Source organism: Streptomyces sp. TAA486 (assembly GCF_000426165.1).
Genome location: NZ_AUEV01000002.1, coordinates 254,359 through 271,184, shown reverse-complemented (window position 1 = coordinate 271,184; position 16,826 = coordinate 254,359). Strand labels below are relative to the sequence as shown.

Sequence of the window (16,826 nt, the reverse complement as noted above, 5' to 3'; positions counted from 1 at the left end):
GACAGGTCCCTTCGTGGGTGGCTCCAGTATCTTCCGCACTCCTGTGCGGGGGAACGTCGCGGCAGGAGGGCGGCAGGTGCGGCGGGCAACGGCGGGACGGCGGCCAGGGGAAGTCACCGCCCCGCCGGATTCCCCCGGCCCGCCAGGTTTCACCGCTGGGCGCGAGCGCGTCATGAGTAACCGGTGACCATTGCCATCCGGCCGGACCCGTGACCAGGATCGGCGCGTGCACACCGACTTCCTGACGTGCTCCTGGCCGCTGGCCGGCCGGAGCGACGAAGTCGCCGAGCTGGCCGGCCGCCTGATCCCGCCCCCGGCCGGCCGCGTGCTGCTGCTCGGCGAGGCGGGGGTCGGCAAGACGGCGCTGTGGCGTCAGGTCCTCGAACGCTGCCGGGAACGAGGAGGGCACGTACTCACCGCCGCGTGCAGCCCCTCGACCAGCGACATTCCCTTCCTCGCCCTCTCCGACTGGGCCGGCATGCCGCTCGGCGGTGCGTCCGGGACCGTGGAGTCGCTGCGTGGGGCCGTGCGCGAGCGGGCTGGGTCCCGTCCCCTCGTGCTCGGCGTCGACGACGCGGACCACCTCGACGCCGCGTCGGCCTCCCTCGTGGCCGACCTGGCCGGGGAGGCCGGTGCCGCGCTGCTGCTGACCGCCCGCAGCCCGGCGCCGCAGGAGGGCGTGCTTCAGCGGCTGATGGAGCGGGTGCCATGCCGGACGTGGCAGGTCCAACCGCTGTCCGAGAACGCCTTCGCCGGACTCCTGCGCGACGTGCTCGACGGCCCCGTGGACAGCCTGACGACAGGATCGCTGTGGCGGATGTCCTCGGGCAATCCGCTCTTCCTGCGCCACCTGCTGCTCGCCGGGGCCGAGAGCGGCGGACTGCACCGCAGACACGGAGTGTGGACGTGGCGGGGGCCCGCCGGCGGCCACCCGCGTCTGCGGGATCTCGTGGCGAGCACCGTCGGCGTCGTCCCGGACGAGGAGGCCCGCGCTCTCGAATACGTCGCACAGGCCGGCTCGGTGCCCCGCGGGGCCCTGGAGTCCCTCGTCGGCGCAGCCGTGCTGGACCGTCTGGTCCGGCGGTCCCTGGTCACCGCGTTCGCCGAGGCGGAGGGCGAACAGGTCCGCGTCGCACACCCGTTGTACGGAGAGGTCGTCCGCGCGGGGACGGGCCCTCTGCGGCGGCGGCGCATACACCGGGACCTGGCCGACGCCGTGGACCGCTGCGGCGGCGCGACCGACCCGATACGTCCCGTGCTGTGGAGACTGCGCGCCGGAGCGGAGGTCCCCGAGGGCCGGCTGGTGCGTGCCGCCTCCGCCGCCCTGCTGCACTCGGACGCCGAACTCGCACGGCGCCTCGTGGCGCACCTGCACACGCCCGAAGCCGTACGGGTGCACGGCCAGGCACTCGTGGCACAGGGACGTGCCGCGGAGGCCGAGGAACTGCTCGCCGCTCGCAACGGGCCACCCGCGTTGCGCGCCCTCAATCTCTTCTGGGGGCTGCGCCGCCCCGAAGAGGCACGTGCCGTGCTCGACGCGCTCGACGAGGCCGAGTCGAAGGAACCCGAGACGAAGGTGGCGTCCCGGGCCCTGGCCCTCTTCACCCACGGCGAGAGCCACGCCCGGCAGGTGCTGCCGTCGGTGCTCGAGGCCGGCGACAGCGGGGACTGGCTGGCGGACAACGCCTCGGCGACCCTGCGGGCCTACGCCCTGACCCTCCGCGGCCGGCCGGCCCTCGTCACCGCGGAGTTCGAGCGAGGAGCCATCCCGCTGCCGCCCGCATGGGGCTCGATGCGCGGCGCCACGGAGGCATGCCATGTGTACGCGATGGTCATGGCGGGGCGGCTCGACGAGGCGCTGCGCACGGCCGGACGCTACTACCGGGAGGCGCTGGAGCGGGGCGATCAGGCCGAGGTGGCACTGGTGGCGTTCATCCACGGCGTGGCGCTGTACTGGGCGGGGCGCCCGGATCTGGCGCTGGAACTGCTCAGCGAGGCGCAGGCACTGGTCGACGAGCAGACGATATTTCCCGTGGAGGGATACATCGTCACCGAGTACGCCTCGTGCGCGGCGGCCCTGGGTCGTACCGAAGAGGCCTCGGACGCGCTCGCCAGGGCGGCCGGCGGCTTTCCCGAAGGCAGCAGCATGCGGGAGAACCTGACCAAGGGCGAGGTGCGGGTGCACGCCGCCGCCGGACGGGTCGCCCTGGCCGCGGACCTCGCCGACCGGCTCGCCGAGACGTATCTGGCCGGCGGCAGGCTGACCACCGGTGTGGAGATCGCCTACCTGTGCTGCCGTCTGCGGCCGGGGGCCTCCGCGGCGCTCCGGCTGGAGCAGGCGGTCGCGGAGTGCGACAGCGAACTGTTCTCGCTCTTCGCCCTCCACGGCCGTGCGCTTGCCGACCGCGACCCGTGCGGACTCTCGGCGGTGGCGGAGGAGCTGGCGGCACTGGGCTACGCGGGTCTCGCCCTGGAGGCCGTCGTGGCGGCGCGCGGCCTGAGTACCGGCCGGGCGTCGGACGAACTCGCCCGGCGAGCCGAGGAGTTGAGGCAGCACTGCCGCGCCGGGCCCGGTACCGCGCTGCCGGAGACAGCAGGACACACGGGCCGGCTGACCAGCAGGGAGCGGCAGATCTGCGAACTGGCCGCATCCGGGATGAGCAACCCGGCCGTCGCCGGGTATCTGGACATCTCCGTGCGCACCGTCTCCAACCACCTGCAGCGGGCCTACGACAAGCTGGGCGTCAAGCGGCGCGCGGAGCTCGGGGCGGCGCTGGCACTGCCGCCCGCTCCCGGGCCGGCAGCTCCGGGGCCCGGAGTCAGGGAATGATGCCGGTGCGGCGCGCGGCCACCACCGTCTCCATCCGGGTGTGGGTGCCCAACTTCCGCATGGCGGAGCGCAGATAGGCCTTGACGGTCTCCGGCTTCAGCCCGGTACGGGCGGCCACCGCGGCGTTCGTGCCGCCCCCGGCGACGCACGAGACCACGTCCACCTCACGCGGCGTGAGGGAGACGACCTCCGCCGTGTGCTCCCTGGATGACTGCGGCCCGCACGCCGTCGCCAGCCGGCCGCAGGCGTCGAGGAGTTCCTGCCGCAGCTCGCCGTCCGGCAACCGCTGGGCGAGGGTGCGCAGTTCGGCGTGCGCCTCGCGCACCTCCTCCCAGGCGCTGGGATCGTCGACGGGCGCCTGCCGCGCCTGCATCAGCCGCTGGGCCTCCTCGCGGACGGCGAGGGTCTGCTCCAGCTCGCGCACGGCGTCGGCGGCGGTGTCCAGGGCGCGGTCGCCGAGCGCGAGCGACTCCCGCAGCGCCGCGTACACCACCCCGCGCACACGGCGGCGGACCACGACGGGCACCGCCAGCACCGAACGCAGGCCCTCCGCCGCCACGGCGGCGTCGTACTCGTGGCTGATCACACGCGAGGACCGGTAGTCGGTGACGGAGGCGGGCCTGGCCAGTGCGACGGCCTTGCCACCCAGTCCGTTGCCCGGCGCGATCGCCAGGCCGCGCAGCGCCTGCGTGGTGGTGCCGGTCATCTCGGTGATGCGGAACCCGCGTCCCTCGCCGGTCATGCCCGCGAAGGCAACCGGGATCTCGGTCGTGCGCCGCAGCCTGGACAGCGCCGCCCGCACCGCGCCCGATTCGGCCGGATCCGTCATCGCAGTCCCCTCTCGCGTTCCCCGCCGGACGTCACCCCCGTTCGGGGGTGGTGAGGCGCAGATCACTCGCACACGATGCTAAAGCCATGGCTCAAGGACGAGGAGGTCCCGGTGACCGGAGAATCCACGGCGCTCTCGTATGCGAGCGGGGCCGCCACCACGCCGCTGCTGGGCGAGACGATCGGCAGCAACCTCGACCGGAGCGCGTCCGCGTACCCCGACCGCGAGGTCCTCGTCGACGTCCGGGAGGGCAGGCGCTGGACGTACGCGCAGTTCGTCGCCGATGTCGACCAGCTCGCGCGCGGGCTTCTCGCGCGCGGCATCGGCAAGGGAGACCGCGTAGGGATCTGGGCCGTCAACTGCCCGGAGTGGCTGCTCGTCCAGTACGCGACGGCGCGCATCGGCGCCGTGATGGTCAACATCAATCCGGCGTACCGTACACATGAACTGGCCTATGTACTGCGTCAGTCGGGGGTTCGTCTGCTCGTCGCGTCCACCGAGTACAAGACGAGTGACTACCGGGCGATGGCGCGGGCGGTGGCCGGTGAATGTCCGCAGCTGCTGGAGACCGTCCACATCGGCACCCCCTACTGGGAGGTGCTGGTCAATGCCGGCCATGAGATCACCGACGAGCAACTCAGGGCGGCCGAAGCCGGGTTGAGCTGCGACGACCCGGTGAACATCCAGTACACCTCGGGGACGACCGGTTTCCCCAAGGGTGCGACCCTCTCGCACCACAACATCCTCAACAACGGTTATTTCGTCGGCGAGTTGCTGGGCTACACCGAGCAGGACAGGGTGTGCCTTCCGGTGCCCTTTTACCACTGCTTCGGCATGGTGATGGGCAACCTCGCGGCGACCAGCCACGGCGCCTGCGTCGTCATCCCCGCGCCCACCTTCGAACCGGCTGCGTCGCTCCAGGCGGTGCAGGACGAGCGGTGCACCTCGCTGTACGGGGTGCCCACGATGTTCATCGCCGAGCTCGGGCTGCCTGACTTCCCGGCCTACGACCTGGGTTCGCTCCGTACCGGGATCATGGCCGGCTCGCCGTGCCCGGTCGAGGTCATGAAGCGGGTCGTCGCGGAGATGCACATGGAGGAGGTGGCGATCTGCTACGGCATGACCGAGACGTCACCGGTCTCCACCCAGACGCGCACCGACGACGATGTGGAGCGCCGCACGGAGACCGTCGGCAAGGTGCTCCCGCACCTCGAGGTGAAGGTCATCGACCCGGGCAGCGGTGTGACTCTGCCGCGCGGAGAGCCGGGAGAGCTGTGCACCCGCGGCTACTCGGTGATGCTCGGGTACTGGGAGGACAAGGAGCAGACCGACCAGGTCATCGACCCGAGCCGCTGGATGCACACCGGCGACCTCGCGGTGATGCGTGACGACGGATACCTGGCCATCACTGGGCGCATCAAGGACATGATCATCCGAGGCGGGGAGAACGTCTACCCCCGCGAGATCGAGGAGTTCCTCTACACCCACCCCAAGGTCTCCGACGTGCAGGTGGTGGGCGTGCCGGACGAGCGGTTCGGCGAGGAGATCCTGGCCTGCGTCATCCCCAACGACCAGGACGACCCGCCCTCGCAGGAGGAGGTCGCCGCGTTCTGCGAGGGCCGCCTCGCGCACTACAAGATCCCGCGCTACGTGCGCGTCATGACGGAGTTCCCCATGACGGTCAGCGGCAAGGTGCGCAAGGTCGAGCTGCGCCGCGAGGCCATGGAAGGCGCGGAGCCGGTCCCCGGAGCGCTGTAGATCCGCGCACCGGTGCCGGAGGCGGCCTGGAGACGTTCGCCCTGCTCGGTGTGCTCGGTGTGCTCGGTGTGCTCGGTGTGCTCGGTGTGCTCGGTGTGCTCGGTGTGCTCGGTGTGCTCGGTGTGCTCGCCGGGCTCACCGACGGCTCTCCGCGACCGCGAGGTCCAGCAGCGCACGGTCGCTGCCGGGGGCCGCGATCACGCAGAGCCCGACAGGCAGACCACCGGCCGTCATGCGCGGAAGCACCAAGCACGGCAGTCCGGCCCCCGAGGCCAGACACGTGAGCTGGAGCGCCGAGCTCCTGACCGCGTCCCGCTCCTCGGTGCCCGACTCCCGCGCCGGCGCCGGGCCCGGAGCCGCCGGCAACAGCAGGGCCGTCCCGGGGGAGAGGGCCGCGTGCAGCGCGCGGGCCGTCGCCCTCACGGACTCGCGTGCCCGTGCCGCGCGCTCCCTGCCGATCCCGGACGCCCAGGAGAAGCGGCGCGCGATCTCCGGTCCGAGCGAGCCGGGGTGCGCGGCGACCCACTCTCCGTCGCTCTCCCACACCTGTACCGCCTGCGCGACCGAGAAAGCGGTCGCGCGCTCCTCCGGGTCGCCGCCGAACGCGCACTCCTCCCTGCGCAGACCCAGCCGGACCGCCAGCCCCGCGGCGGCCGACGCGAACGACTCGCGCACCCGGGGTTCGGCCGGGGCGAGGAGATCCTGCGAGACGAGCAAGGTGTGGAAGGGCCCCGGATCCTCGGTCTCGTCGGCCCCGGGCAGCAGCACGTCGCCGATCCGGGCCAGCGTTGGCGCGTCGTGCGCGAGCCAGGCGACGGTGTCGAAGTCCGGAGCCAGCGGCAGCATTCCCGTGACGGGAACGGCTCCATGGGTGGGCCGCATGCCGTACAGGCCGCAGTAGGAGGACGGTACGCGGATCGAGCCGGCGGTGTCGGTGCCGAGCCCGGCGTCCGCCTCGTGCAGCGCGACGGCGGAGGCCGGGCCGCTGGAGGAGCCGCCCGGAATGCGGTCGGGAGCCTGGGGGTTGGGCGGTGTGCCGTAGTGGGGATTCGTGCCGTCGAGGCTGTAGGTCAGCTCGTCCGTCTGCGCGATGCCGGTGATCTCGGCGCCCGCGTCGAGCAGCGCCCCGACCGCCCAGGCGTGTGCGGTCTCCGGTTCCGCTTCGGCGAGGAAGTCGGGATTGCCCGCGCCGACGCGCTGCCCCGCGATCGCGTACACGTCCTTCACCGCGAGCCGCAGGCCGCTCAGCGGCCCGCTGACTGACGGGGCGACAAGCGGGGCGCCGCGCTCCCGCCACACCGCTTTCTCCGCGTTGGTCTCCGACGGGGTCATGGGCCCTCCGCATGCAGCCGGGTGGTGGTCGTCGCCGCGGCCCGCAGCGAACCGGGGCCGAGGTGCGATGTGTACCCGCTCGAAGGGGCCGCGGGACACATCTGGTCCGCGGGCGGTCTCAGCGGCCGAACAGCGGCTCCAGCCTCGCCGCGGTCTGCGTCAGCGCGGCGCGCAGCGCCAGCACTTCGTCCCGCGCCACCACGAAGGTGACCGTCGAGATGCTGACCGCGCCGATCACCTGGTGCTCCGAGGCGCGCAGGGGAACGGCGATGCATCTGACGTTGGCCTCGTTCTCCTCCTCGTCCAGCGCGTAGCCCTCCTCCCGCACGTGTGCGAGTTCCTTCCTCAGCGCGGCGCGCGTGGTGATCGTGGCGTCGGTGCGGCGTTCCAGGCCCGCGCGCTCGACCAGTCCGTCCACTGCTTCGGCGTCGAGGCCGGAGAGGATGCACTTCCCGATCGCCGTGGAGTGCAGCGGCTGGTACATGCCCACCCGTGAGGCCATGGCGAACGGCTGGTCCCCCTCGACCTTGTGCGTGTAGATGATGCGGTCGCCGCTGCGCACCCCGACGTGGACGGTCTGGCGCACCTCCTTCTGCAGCTCGACGAGCACGCGCTCGATGCTGTCGCCGCTGCCCGAGCCCGCGATGGCGGCACCCAGGGCGCGCACGGCGGGGCCGATGCTGTAGCTGCCGCCCTCGTGTGGGACGGCCCACCCCTCTTCGGTCAGCACACGCAGCAACCTGTGCGCCGTCGGCTTCGACAGCGCGGCGGAAGCGGCGAGTCCGGCCAGCGGGACGGGCGCCTGCGACGAGCAGAGCGCGTCGATCAGCCGGAGCAGCCGTCGCGGAGCGGCTCCGTCCCCCGCCGTGGACTCCCCGCCGACGCCGGGGCCCGGGCTCCTCCCGCCCGCGGATGGGGACTTCGACGAAGCCGGGTCGGCAGAAGTCATTGACACCACCACGCACTCTCCATAGGTTGCGGCAGGATTCTAGATCACGGAATTCCGTTCCGGGAGCCGGAATTGGGTGCGATGCGGCGGACGCAAGGAGGGTGCATGCCCGCGCAGGCGGAAGTACGAAACCTCTCGGACGTCGCCGCCAGACACGTCCTGGCCAAACACGGGACCGACACCGGCCGCCGCACGGGCTGGCTGATGATCTCCACGATCCTGATCGAGGCGTGGGATCTGTACTCGATCTCCTTCCTCCTGCTCTTCGTCCAGGACGAGTTCCACCCCAGCGCGAGCATGCTCGGCCTCGCGTCGGCCGCTGTGCAGCTGGGCGCGCTCATCGGCGCGGTGTGCGGGGGCTGGTTCGCCGACAGGTTCGGGCGGCGGAAGGTCTTCATCACCACGATGGTGCTGTTCGTGGTCCTCGCGCTGGCCCAGTCCTTCGCCACCAGCATGTGGGAGCTGGTGATCATCCGGTTCCTGCTGGGACTCCCGCTGGGCAGCGACATCTCCACCGGCTACGCGTACATCATGGAGACGATGCCCAAGGGCAAGCGGGAGGTGATGGGCAACCGCTGGCAGGGCATGTTCGGCCTCGGCGAGGTCGCCGCCATCGCCGTCATCACCGTGATGTACCTCAGCGGCATGGACCACAGCCTGCTGTGGCGCATCGGTCTCGGCATCGGTGCGATCCCCGCGCTCGTCCTTCTCGTCGGCCGTCTCGACGTGCCCGACACGGCGCTGTGGCTCATCCAGCGCGGCAAGTTCAAGCAGGCCAAGACCGTCGCGAAGAAGATGTTCGACGACGACCTGCCGATGCTGCCCGACGAGGACCACGTCATCGAGCGCCCCCGCACACGGGACTTCCTGGCCGGTATCTGGAAGGACCCGGTACGCAAGAAGGCCAGCATCTTCGCCTGGATATCCAACGGGATGCAGGGAGCGGAGTTCGCCGCCTTCGCCTTCTACCTGCCGTTCATCCTCGTACTGACCGGCGTCTCCGGGACAGCCGAGACCAACTTCATCACCGGGGCCATCTACGTCCTCGCCACCATCAGTGGTTTCGTCGGCCCCGCGATCACGCCGCGCCTCGGCCATCGGGGCATCGCCCGCTGGGGATTCGGCATGGCGTTCGTCAGCCTGCTGCTGGCAGCGCTCTTCCTCCACCTGGACTGGAAGCCGCTGGTGCCGTTCGCCGCCGCCGGTCTGATGTGGGGTCACTACTGGGCGGCCTCCAACGGCATGACCATCGCCTCCATGGTGGCGCCCAGCCGGTACAAGGCGACGGCCTCCGGTTTCGGATACATCTTCGTGAAGCTCGCCGCCTTCCTGACGATCTTCCTCTTCCCGGTCCTCTTCGAGAGCCTGGGTGTTCCGCTGGCCACGGTCATCGTCTCGGTCCTCTCCCTGACCGGTTACCTGGCGGCGACCTATGTGCTGCCCGAGGTGTACGGGTACGTCGAGCAGGAGGACGAGAACCCGGAGGGTGCGCCGGGCGGCAGCACGTCCGCCACGGGCGCGCCGTCGAAGTCCGTTGCCGAGGAGCGCTCTTGAGCGGAGCCGGCGGTCCGCACCGCATCCTGCACCTGGGCCTGGGCAACTTCCACCGAGCCCACCAGGCCCTGTGCACGGAGGACGCCGGGCGCGCCGGCGACTCCTGGGAGATCACCGGGGTCGCCGGCAACACCCGCCGCGTCGTCGAAGCGCTGCACCGTCAGCGGATGCGCTACAGCGTCGTCACCCTCGGCCCCGAGGAGACCGGCGTGCGCCAAGTGGCAAGCATCACCGACGCGTTCGTGGCGGCGGACGAGCCGGACAGGGTGACGCGGGAGATCGCCGACCCGGGCACCCGCGTCGTCTCGCTGACCGTCACCGAGAAGGGGTACGACATCGACCCCCTCAGTCGGCGCCTCGACCTGGACTCGCCGGGGATCCGCGGGGACCTCGGCGGGGGAGCGCCGCACCGCAGCACGATCGGCCGTCTCGCTGCCGGACTGCTGCGCCGCGCCCGCGCGTCGGGCGCTCCGGTGACCCTCCTCAGCTGCGACAACATCACAGCCAACGGCACCACCCTGGCGGGTCTGCTGCGCGACTTCGCCGCCGCGCTGCCGCTCCATGACGGAGCCGAACTCCTGGGCTATCTCGACGAGTCGGTGACCTGCCCGGACACCATGGTGGACCGCATCGTCCCCGCCACGACCGACGTCCACAGACGCCTGGCCGCCGAAGCGGGCCACCAGGACGAGGTACCGGTGCCCGCCGAGCCGTTCTGGATGTGGGTGATGAGCGACCGTTTCGCCGCCGGACGGCCCGCCTGGGACAGTGCCGGCGCGGTCATGACGGACCGTGTGCACGACTACGAGACCGTCAAGGTGCGCCTGCTGAACGGCAGTCACTCGCTCCTGGCCTACCTCGGACTCCTCACCGGGCGCGCCCTGATCGCCGACGCGGCCGCGGACCCGTCGATCGCGCAGGCGGTGCGTCTTCTTGGTGACGAGTACGAGCCGACGCTCACCCTTCCCGACGGCTTCCAAGTGGCCGCCTACCGGCAGGAGTTGGGCGAGCGGTTCGCGAACCGCCGGCTGGCCCACCGCACCACGCAGGTCGGCGCCGACGGATCGCTCAAGCTGGCCCAGCGCGTGCCCGACGCGGCCCTGTGGCACCTGGAGCGCGGCCGGATCCCGTCCGCGCTCGCGCTGACCGTCGCCGCATGGCTGCGCTGCACCGCGTACCCGGAGCAGCTGGACCCGGACCGCGCCGGAGTGCCGGTGGACCCGAACGGTGAGCGGATCCGGGCACTGGCCGGGGGGACCGGCGGGGCGGGCGGCAGCGCGCAGCGCGCCCGGAGCCTGGCCCGAGCGGCCCTGCGGGACCAGGCGGTCCTGGGGCAACGGCTCGCAGAACAGGGTGAGTTCGTGGACCGGGTCGCCGAATTGCTGGACCTCCTGGAGACCGGGGGAGCAGCCGCGGCCCTGAATGCGGTGTGCAGCGACGATGCGCCCCCGGACGCGCCCACACCACCGGCCCAGACGCCGCCCCCGGGCGTGGACGCCCGGGGGCCGCAGCACCCCTAGACAGCAGCGCGCTGGGACGAACGCGAAGCACGCGGAGAACGGACAGGACGAAGCCTCGCAGGAGCGGAGGGAAGGAGGTGCGCGGTGCGGACCGCTGTCGTGCACGCTGCGGGTGATCTGCGGGTCGAGGAGCGTCCCGCTCCCGTCCCGGAGCCGGGCGACGTGCTCGTGGCGATGACCCACGGCGGCATCTGCGGCTCGGACCTGCACTACTACCGCGAGGGCGCGGTGGGTTCCTTCGCGATACGTGAGCCCCTTGCCCTCGGCCACGAAGTGGTGGGAAAGGTCGCCGAGGACCCGGAAGGGCGGCTCCGCCCGGGGACGCCAGTGGCCATCCACCCCGGAACCTCGTGCGGCAGCTGCCAGGAGTGCCGCGAGGGCCATCCCCAAGTCTGCCGCGACACGCGCTACTTGGGATCGGCGGCCACGTTCCCGCACACCCAGGGCGGCTTCACCGGGCAGCTGGCCGTCCCCTCCGGCCGACTGCACGTGCTGCCGGACGGGCTGCCCCTCTCCAGAGCCGTACTGGCAGAACCTCTCGCCGTGGCGCTCCACGCCCTCAACCGGGCGGGCGGAGTCGCCGGGGCACGCGTCCTCGTCAACGGGGCGGGGCCGATCGGGGCGCTGACCGCGGGAGCCGCCGTGGCCTGGGGCGCCGAGGAGGTGTGGGCGAGCGACGTCCGCGAACCACAGCTGCGCATCGCCGAGCGTGCCGGGGCCGGCACCACCGTCCTGATCGGCCAGGACACGCTGCCCGAGGAGCACTTCGACGTCGTCGTCGAGGCGTCGGGTGCTCCCTCCGCGCCCGCGGCCGTGATGGGCGCGATACGCAGACGAGGCGTGTTGGTTCAGCTGGGCTCCGCCCCCGCGGAGCCCGTCAGGGTCCCCTTCGGTCCCGTCGTCGCGAAGGAGATCGAACTGCGCGGCACATTCCGCTTCGAGCACGAGCTCGGCAACGCCCTGGCCATGCTCGCCTCGTCCGACCGCCTCGAGGCCGTCGTCACGCGCAGCTTCCCGCTGCGTGACGCGGTCGAGGCGATGGAGGCGGCCGCCGATCCGGCGGTGCCCGGCAAGGTCGTCCTGCTGCTCGACGGTGAGGACACCTCGCCCGAGGCCGCATGCGGCACCGTTGAGAACGAAGGACCTGCACAGACGGCCGCGGCGTCCGCCGCGGGCCCCGACAGCACGACCCGCACAACACGGAGAGCAGCCCCATGACGCGACTCGAACGGCGACTCCCGCGACCCAAGGACCTGGCGCCGCTGCTGAAGCTGAAGACCCGGCACAAGGGAGCCGTGGAGCGCAGGCTGGCCGACGCCCACACCATCTGGGACCTGCGGCGCATCGCGAAGCGCCGCACACCGGCGGGCCCTTTCGACTACACCGACGGCGCCGCCGACGGCGAGGTCGGCGTGCGCAGGGCCCGGGAGGCATTCGAGGACCTGGAGTTCAGGCCGGGCGTCCTGCGCAACGTCGACAGCGCCGACACCGCCACCACTGTGCTCGGCGGACGCTCGGAACAGCCCTTCGGCCTCGCGCCCACGGGCTTCACCCGCATGATGCACTCCGCAGGCGAACGTGCCGTCGTCGCGGCGGCCGAGCGGGCGGGGATCCCGTACGCGCTGTCCACCGTGGGCACCACCTCGATCGAACAGGTCGCCGAGACGGCGCCCTCGGCCCGCAAGTGGTTCCAGCTGTACCTGTGGCGCGACCGCGACCTCTCGCGCGAGCTCGTGGCGAACGCCAAGGCCGCGGGCTACGAGGCGCTCATCGTCACCGTCGACGTGCCCGTGAACGGGAATCGCCTGCGCGACCTTCGCAACGGCATGACGATTCCGCCCCAGCTGACGCTCAGGACGTTCCTCGACGCCTCGTACCGCTGGGAGTGGTGGCTGAACTTCCTGACCACCGAGCCCTACACCTTCGCCTTCGACAAGGACGGCCACGGCGCCCTGACCGAACTCGTCAGCAAGCTCTACGACCCGACCGTCACCTTCGAGGACCTGGAGTGGATACGGGAGGTGTGGGACGGCCCGATCATGGTGAAGGGCATCCAGACCGTGCGCGACGCCGAGGCCGTCATGGCCCACGGCGCGGACGGCGTGATCGTCTCCAACCACGGCGGCCGCCAGCTGGACCGGGCACCCGTCCCGCTGCACCTGCTGCCAGGCATCGCGGAGGCTGTGGGGGAGCGGGGCACCGTGATGCTGGACACGGGGATCATGAACGGCGGCGACATCGTGGCGGCGCTGGCCCTGGGAGCCGACTTCGCGCTCGTCGGCCGCGCCTACCTCTACGGCCTCATGGCCGGCGGCGAAGCGGGGGTGGCCCACGCCATCGGCATCCTCTCCGCCGAGGTCGAACGGACCATGAAACTGCTGGGCGTCACCAGCGTCTCCGAACTCGGCCCGGACCACGTCCGGTTGATGACCAGGCGCGTTCCGGTCGTATCGGACACGAAGAGCTGAGCGGACGGTGCGGCGTCGCGGCGGCCTGACCACCGGGACTGGTGGCTGTGGAGTTTCTGTGGAAGCGTGATCGCGGCGCACGAGCAGCCCGCCGCGCGCGCCGCTTCCGAGCGGTGCCGCGCCGGCGCACCGCACCGGAGGAAACGACCACCCATGGACACCCCTGCCCACGCCGTCCGCGCGCTGCCCACGGAGACGACCGGCGACGCGGCCGAGCGCAAGGCCACGGTGGCTCTTCTGCCCGTCGGTAGCTACGAACAGCACGGGCCGTATCTGCCGCTGTCCACGGACACGCTGATCGCCTGCTCCGTGGCCGAGCGCGTCGCCGCCGCGTACCCCGTGCAGCTGCTTCCGCCGCTGACGGTCTCCTGCTCGCAGGAGCACGCCCGGTGGCCCGGCACGGTGAGCATCACGGCCGCCACCCTGATCGCCGTCGTACGGGACATCGCCGACTCACTGCGCCGCTCGGGCGTGCCCGGTCTGGTGCTGGTGAACGGCCACGGCGGCAACTACGTGCTGCGGAACGTCGTGCAGGAGGCCACCGCCGAGGGGCACCACATGGCGCTCTTCCCCGTCGGCGCGGACTGGGACGAGGCCTCCGCCAAGGCCGGCATCGAGACCCCGGGGCGCAGCGACATGCACGCCGGTGAACTGGAGACGTCGATCCTGCTGCACACCCGCCCCGACTGCGTACGCGAGGGCTACGAGACCTCCGACCTGATCAGCGACGACCGCAGGCACCTGCACACACTCGGGCTCGGCCCCTACACCGAGTCAGGAGTGGTCGGCAGGCCCTCGCTCGCCACGGCCCGCAAGGGCGACGAGGTGCTCACCGCGCTCGCCGGTGCCTTCGCCGACCATCTGCGCGTCCTGGAGTCGTGGTGACGGCGGCAGGGCAGCCCGCAGGGGCACAGCCGGGCGGGCACATACCCTCCGGCAGCACCGGCAACGGCTCCGCCGCCGTTCAGGAAGCCGAAGCGGCATGGGAGAAGCTGCTGGGCGTGCGCACGGCCGACGAGGCCGACCGGGCAGGACTCGTGCGCGGTGAGGACGGCGTGTGGCGCTGGCGCGCGCCCGCCTCGCCCGAGGCGGACACGCTCGCCTCGCTCTACACGCCTCTCTGCCTGGGCGGGTCCGACTTCGCCTTCGCCCAGCTCGGCCAGAGCGTCGACGGCTTCATCGCCACACGCACCGGCCACTCCAATTACGTAACCGGAGAAGAGGACCGCCTCCACCTGCACCGGCTGCGTGCCCTGTGCGACGCGGTGCTCGTCGGGGCGGGCACCACGATCGCCGACGATCCGCAGCTGACGGTGCGTGCCTGCACCGGCACCAACCCCGTGCGCGTCGTGCTCGACCCGCGCGGCAGGACGGGGCACGAGACCCCCGGGGCGCGGGTCTTCACCGACGGGCTGGCACCGACACTTCGGCTGGTCGGCGCGGGCGGAGACACCGCCGCGTCCGGCCGAGGAGACGAGGAAGTCGTCGAACTCCCGCGCGGCGACGCGGGGTTCGAGCCGCGGCTAGTACTGGAGACCCTCGCCCGCCGCGGCCTTGGCCGGATACTTGTCGAGGGCGGCGGCGCGACGGTGTCCGGGTTCCTGCGCGCGGAAGTGCTGCACCGGCTGTACGTCACGGTCGCGCCGGTTCTCCTCGGAGACGGCGTACCCGGGCTCCGCTTCCCAGGGCCCGTACGGATGGGGGAGGCCCTGCGCCCCCGGACCCGTGCCTTCCCCCTCGGCGCGGACATGCTCTTCGAACTCGACCTCCTGGACCTCCTCGACGGCACGGCCTGAACGCCGCGCGGCAAGGAGACGGCAGACCAGCACGCCGGCCCCCGGCAGACTGGACAGCAGCGCCAGCGCCCCGTACACCACCGCGGAAGCCAGCCCCTGTGCCGCGCCCAGACCCGCCGCGCCGAACGCCAGCGCACACATGCCTTCGCGCGGACCCCAGCCGCCGACGTTGACGGGCAGCGCCATCACCAGCAGCGCCATGAGCAGCGGCGGAACCAGCGCGGTGAGCGGCGCGGTCGAACCTGCCACCCGCGCCGAGGCCAGGAAGAGCCCCAGGTACCCTGCCAGCGCGAGAGTGGACAGGCCGAGCACCGCCGGCCAGCTCTCCCGGGCGAAGAGCGCCGCCTTCGCGTCGATGAGGAAGATGCCCAGGTCGCGCCGCCACTTCGCGGCGCGCCCGCCCCGTCCCGCGAGGAAGGCCCCGGCGACGGCCGCCACCACGCACAGCGCGAGGGCAGCCGTGGCGAGCGGCACCTCCAGGGCGTCCAGCACCGGCAGGGGAGGGGGCGCGGCCACGAGCACCACGACACCCGCGGCCACGATGACGGCCTGCCCCGCGGTGCGTTCCAATATCACCGCGCGTACACCCCGCGCGACGTCGCCGGCTTCGCGGCCGTTGCGGACGGCACGGTGCACATCGCCCAGGACGCCCGACGGCAGCGTCGCGTTGAGGAACAGCGCCTGGTAGTAGTCGGCCACGGCCGTGCGCAGCGGCAGACTGATTCCGAGCCGCCCCGCCACGAGACGCCAGCGCCATGCGCTGAAGACGGTCGCGGGAACGCTGAGGGCGAAGGTGATCACGACCGCCTGTGCGTCGATGCGGTCAAGGGCCCCCAGCAGAGCCGAGGTTCCCAGCTTGTGGACCACCACGCCGAGGATGATCAGTGCTATGGGTGCGCGCAGCCGGCGCCAGAGAGTGCCCTTCATATGGAAGCAGTCCCGGCATGCCTCTCGGGAAGGGCCAGCAGATCGCGGTGGTGGACCACGGCTCGCAGCTCGCCCGCTTCGCACGCGTCGAGTCTGCGCCGCAAGTACTCCTCGCTGGCCGCCTCCAGCGACGGCTCCTGCGCACATGCCGCCGCGACCCACCCCAGCAGCCACTGCGCGGTGAGCCCCCTGTCGTCGGGGCCGAGCCGCCACGGGCTGGAGTGCGTGAGCACGGTGGCGCCGTTGCGCTCGAAGGCGGCCGTCGCCGCCTCGACGGCGTCCGGACCGAGCAGCCTGCGTCCGCTGTCGGTGCGGCGCTGGTGGGCGTCGAAGGCCGCGGCGAACTCCTCGTCCAGCGGATCGGACGGCTCGATCTCCACCTGTCCGTCCACGGACAGCGCCAGCAGCACCGCGCAGCCCGCCGAGGCGCAGCTCGCCGCCAGCGACTCCAACTCCTCGGCGGTCAGCAGGTCCAGCAGGGCGGAGGCGGTCACCAGCGTGGTGCCGGCAAGGTCGTCGCCGGTCAGCCGGGTGATGTCGCGCTGCTGCGGCACCACCTCGAGCGGAGTGCCGTCCGCGGCCTCCCGCGGCATCCGGGCGGCGATGTTCTCCAGCAGTGCCGGGTCGCGGTCGTGCATGAACCAGCGCTGAGGACCGGTCAGACGCGCGGAGAGCCACCGTCCCATCGAACCGGTGCCGCATCCCAGATCGTGAACTGTCAGCAGCCCGCCCGACGCGGTGGTGTCCGCGAGGAAGTCGTGCAGAGGCCCGAGGAGCTGCTCGGAGCGGGCGCGGGCATCCGCGTCCTCGCGCAGCGCGAGCCACTCGGGGGCGTAGCGGGGCGAGCCGACAGTGTTCAAGCG

Annotated in this window: 12 protein-coding genes and 1 pseudogene; 8 read left to right on the top strand and 5 right to left on the bottom strand. The window is 72.1% G+C overall.

Features of this window, described 5'->3' with window-relative positions:
• The first annotated feature begins 226 nt into the window (after positions 1 to 226).
• On the top strand, positions 227 to 2,830 hold the full coding sequence (locus tag I004_RS0105150; protein ID WP_028434590.1) for a LuxR family transcriptional regulator: 2,604 nt from the start codon (positions 227 to 229) through the stop codon (positions 2,828 to 2,830).
• On the opposite strand, the gene I004_RS0105145 is transcribed toward I004_RS0105150, so the two are convergent.
• Positions 2,820 to 3,659 (bottom strand): LuxR family transcriptional regulator, encoded by an 840-nt coding sequence (locus I004_RS0105145; protein ID WP_028434589.1) that lies wholly within the window; start codon positions 3,657 to 3,659, stop codon positions 2,820 to 2,822. The two genes, I004_RS0105150 and I004_RS0105145, sit on opposite strands and share 11 nt — an antisense overlap.
• 111 nt (positions 3,660 to 3,770) lie before the next feature.
• On the opposite strand from I004_RS0105145, the gene I004_RS0105140 reads away from it, so the two are divergent.
• Positions 3,771 to 5,417: an AMP-binding protein gene (locus I004_RS0105140; protein WP_028434588.1), complete on the top strand. Its 1,647-nt coding sequence runs from the start codon at positions 3,771 to 3,773 to the stop codon at positions 5,415 to 5,417.
• A 135-nt stretch (positions 5,418 to 5,552) separates the two neighbouring features.
• Here the strand turns inward: I004_RS0105140 and I004_RS0105130 are convergent, their stop codons facing one another.
• Complete coding sequence (locus tag I004_RS0105130; RefSeq protein ID WP_037975030.1) at positions 5,553 to 6,749, bottom strand: amidase; 1,197 nt, start codon at positions 6,747 to 6,749, stop codon at positions 5,553 to 5,555.
• A gap of 118 nt (positions 6,750 to 6,867) precedes the next feature.
• On the bottom strand, positions 6,868 to 7,698 hold the full coding sequence (locus tag I004_RS0105125; protein ID WP_051344725.1) for an IclR family transcriptional regulator: 831 nt from the start codon (positions 7,696 to 7,698) through the stop codon (positions 6,868 to 6,870).
• 105 nt (positions 7,699 to 7,803) lie between these two features.
• On the opposite strand from I004_RS0105125, the gene I004_RS32365 reads away from it, so the two are divergent.
• The 6 genes from I004_RS32365 to I004_RS38000 all read left to right on the top strand — a co-directional run bounded on the left by I004_RS32365 (position 7,804) and on the right by I004_RS38000 (position 15,036).
• Positions 7,804 to 9,252: an MFS transporter gene (locus tag I004_RS32365; RefSeq protein ID WP_078510839.1), complete on the top strand. Its 1,449-nt coding sequence runs from the start codon at positions 7,804 to 7,806 to the stop codon at positions 9,250 to 9,252.
• Entirely contained in the window at positions 9,249 to 10,772 is a 1,524-nt protein-coding gene (locus I004_RS32360) for a mannitol dehydrogenase family protein (RefSeq protein ID WP_051344724.1), read from the top strand. The genes I004_RS32365 and I004_RS32360 overlap by 4 nt, the downstream gene beginning before the upstream one ends.
• 84 nt (positions 10,773 to 10,856) lie before the next feature.
• Positions 10,857 to 11,990, top strand: a complete 1,134-nt coding sequence (locus tag I004_RS32355) for an L-idonate 5-dehydrogenase (RefSeq protein WP_078510838.1) — start codon at positions 10,857 to 10,859, stop codon at positions 11,988 to 11,990.
• Positions 11,987 to 13,240, top strand: a complete 1,254-nt coding sequence (locus I004_RS32350; RefSeq protein WP_051344723.1) for an alpha-hydroxy acid oxidase — start codon at positions 11,987 to 11,989, stop codon at positions 13,238 to 13,240. Before I004_RS32355 ends, I004_RS32350 begins: the two co-directional genes overlap by 4 nt.
• Positions 13,241 to 13,393: 153 nt before the next feature.
• Positions 13,394 to 14,125: a creatininase family protein gene (locus I004_RS0105100; RefSeq protein ID WP_028434584.1), complete on the top strand. Its 732-nt coding sequence runs from the start codon at positions 13,394 to 13,396 to the stop codon at positions 14,123 to 14,125.
• Positions 14,122 to 15,036 carry a RibD family protein gene (locus I004_RS38000; protein ID WP_486579745.1) on the top strand — a complete coding sequence of 305 codons (915 nt, stop codon included), beginning with the start codon at positions 14,122 to 14,124 and terminating at the stop codon, positions 15,034 to 15,036. Before I004_RS0105100 ends, I004_RS38000 begins: the two co-directional genes overlap by 4 nt.
• A gap of 105 nt (positions 15,037 to 15,141) precedes the next feature.
• Here the strand turns inward: I004_RS38000 and I004_RS40160 are convergent.
• Both I004_RS40160 and I004_RS0105090 read right to left on the bottom strand, forming a co-directional pair.
• Positions 15,142 to 15,963: pseudogene (locus tag I004_RS40160) on the bottom strand (lysylphosphatidylglycerol synthase transmembrane domain-containing protein); the annotation flags it as partial.
• A complete protein-coding gene (locus I004_RS0105090) occupies positions 15,960 to 16,823 on the bottom strand; it encodes a class I SAM-dependent methyltransferase (protein ID WP_028434583.1) in 864 nt (287 codons plus the stop codon). The gene I004_RS0105090 and the pseudogene I004_RS40160, both read right to left, overlap by 4 nt.
• Positions 16,824 to 16,826: the final 3 nt, after the last annotated feature.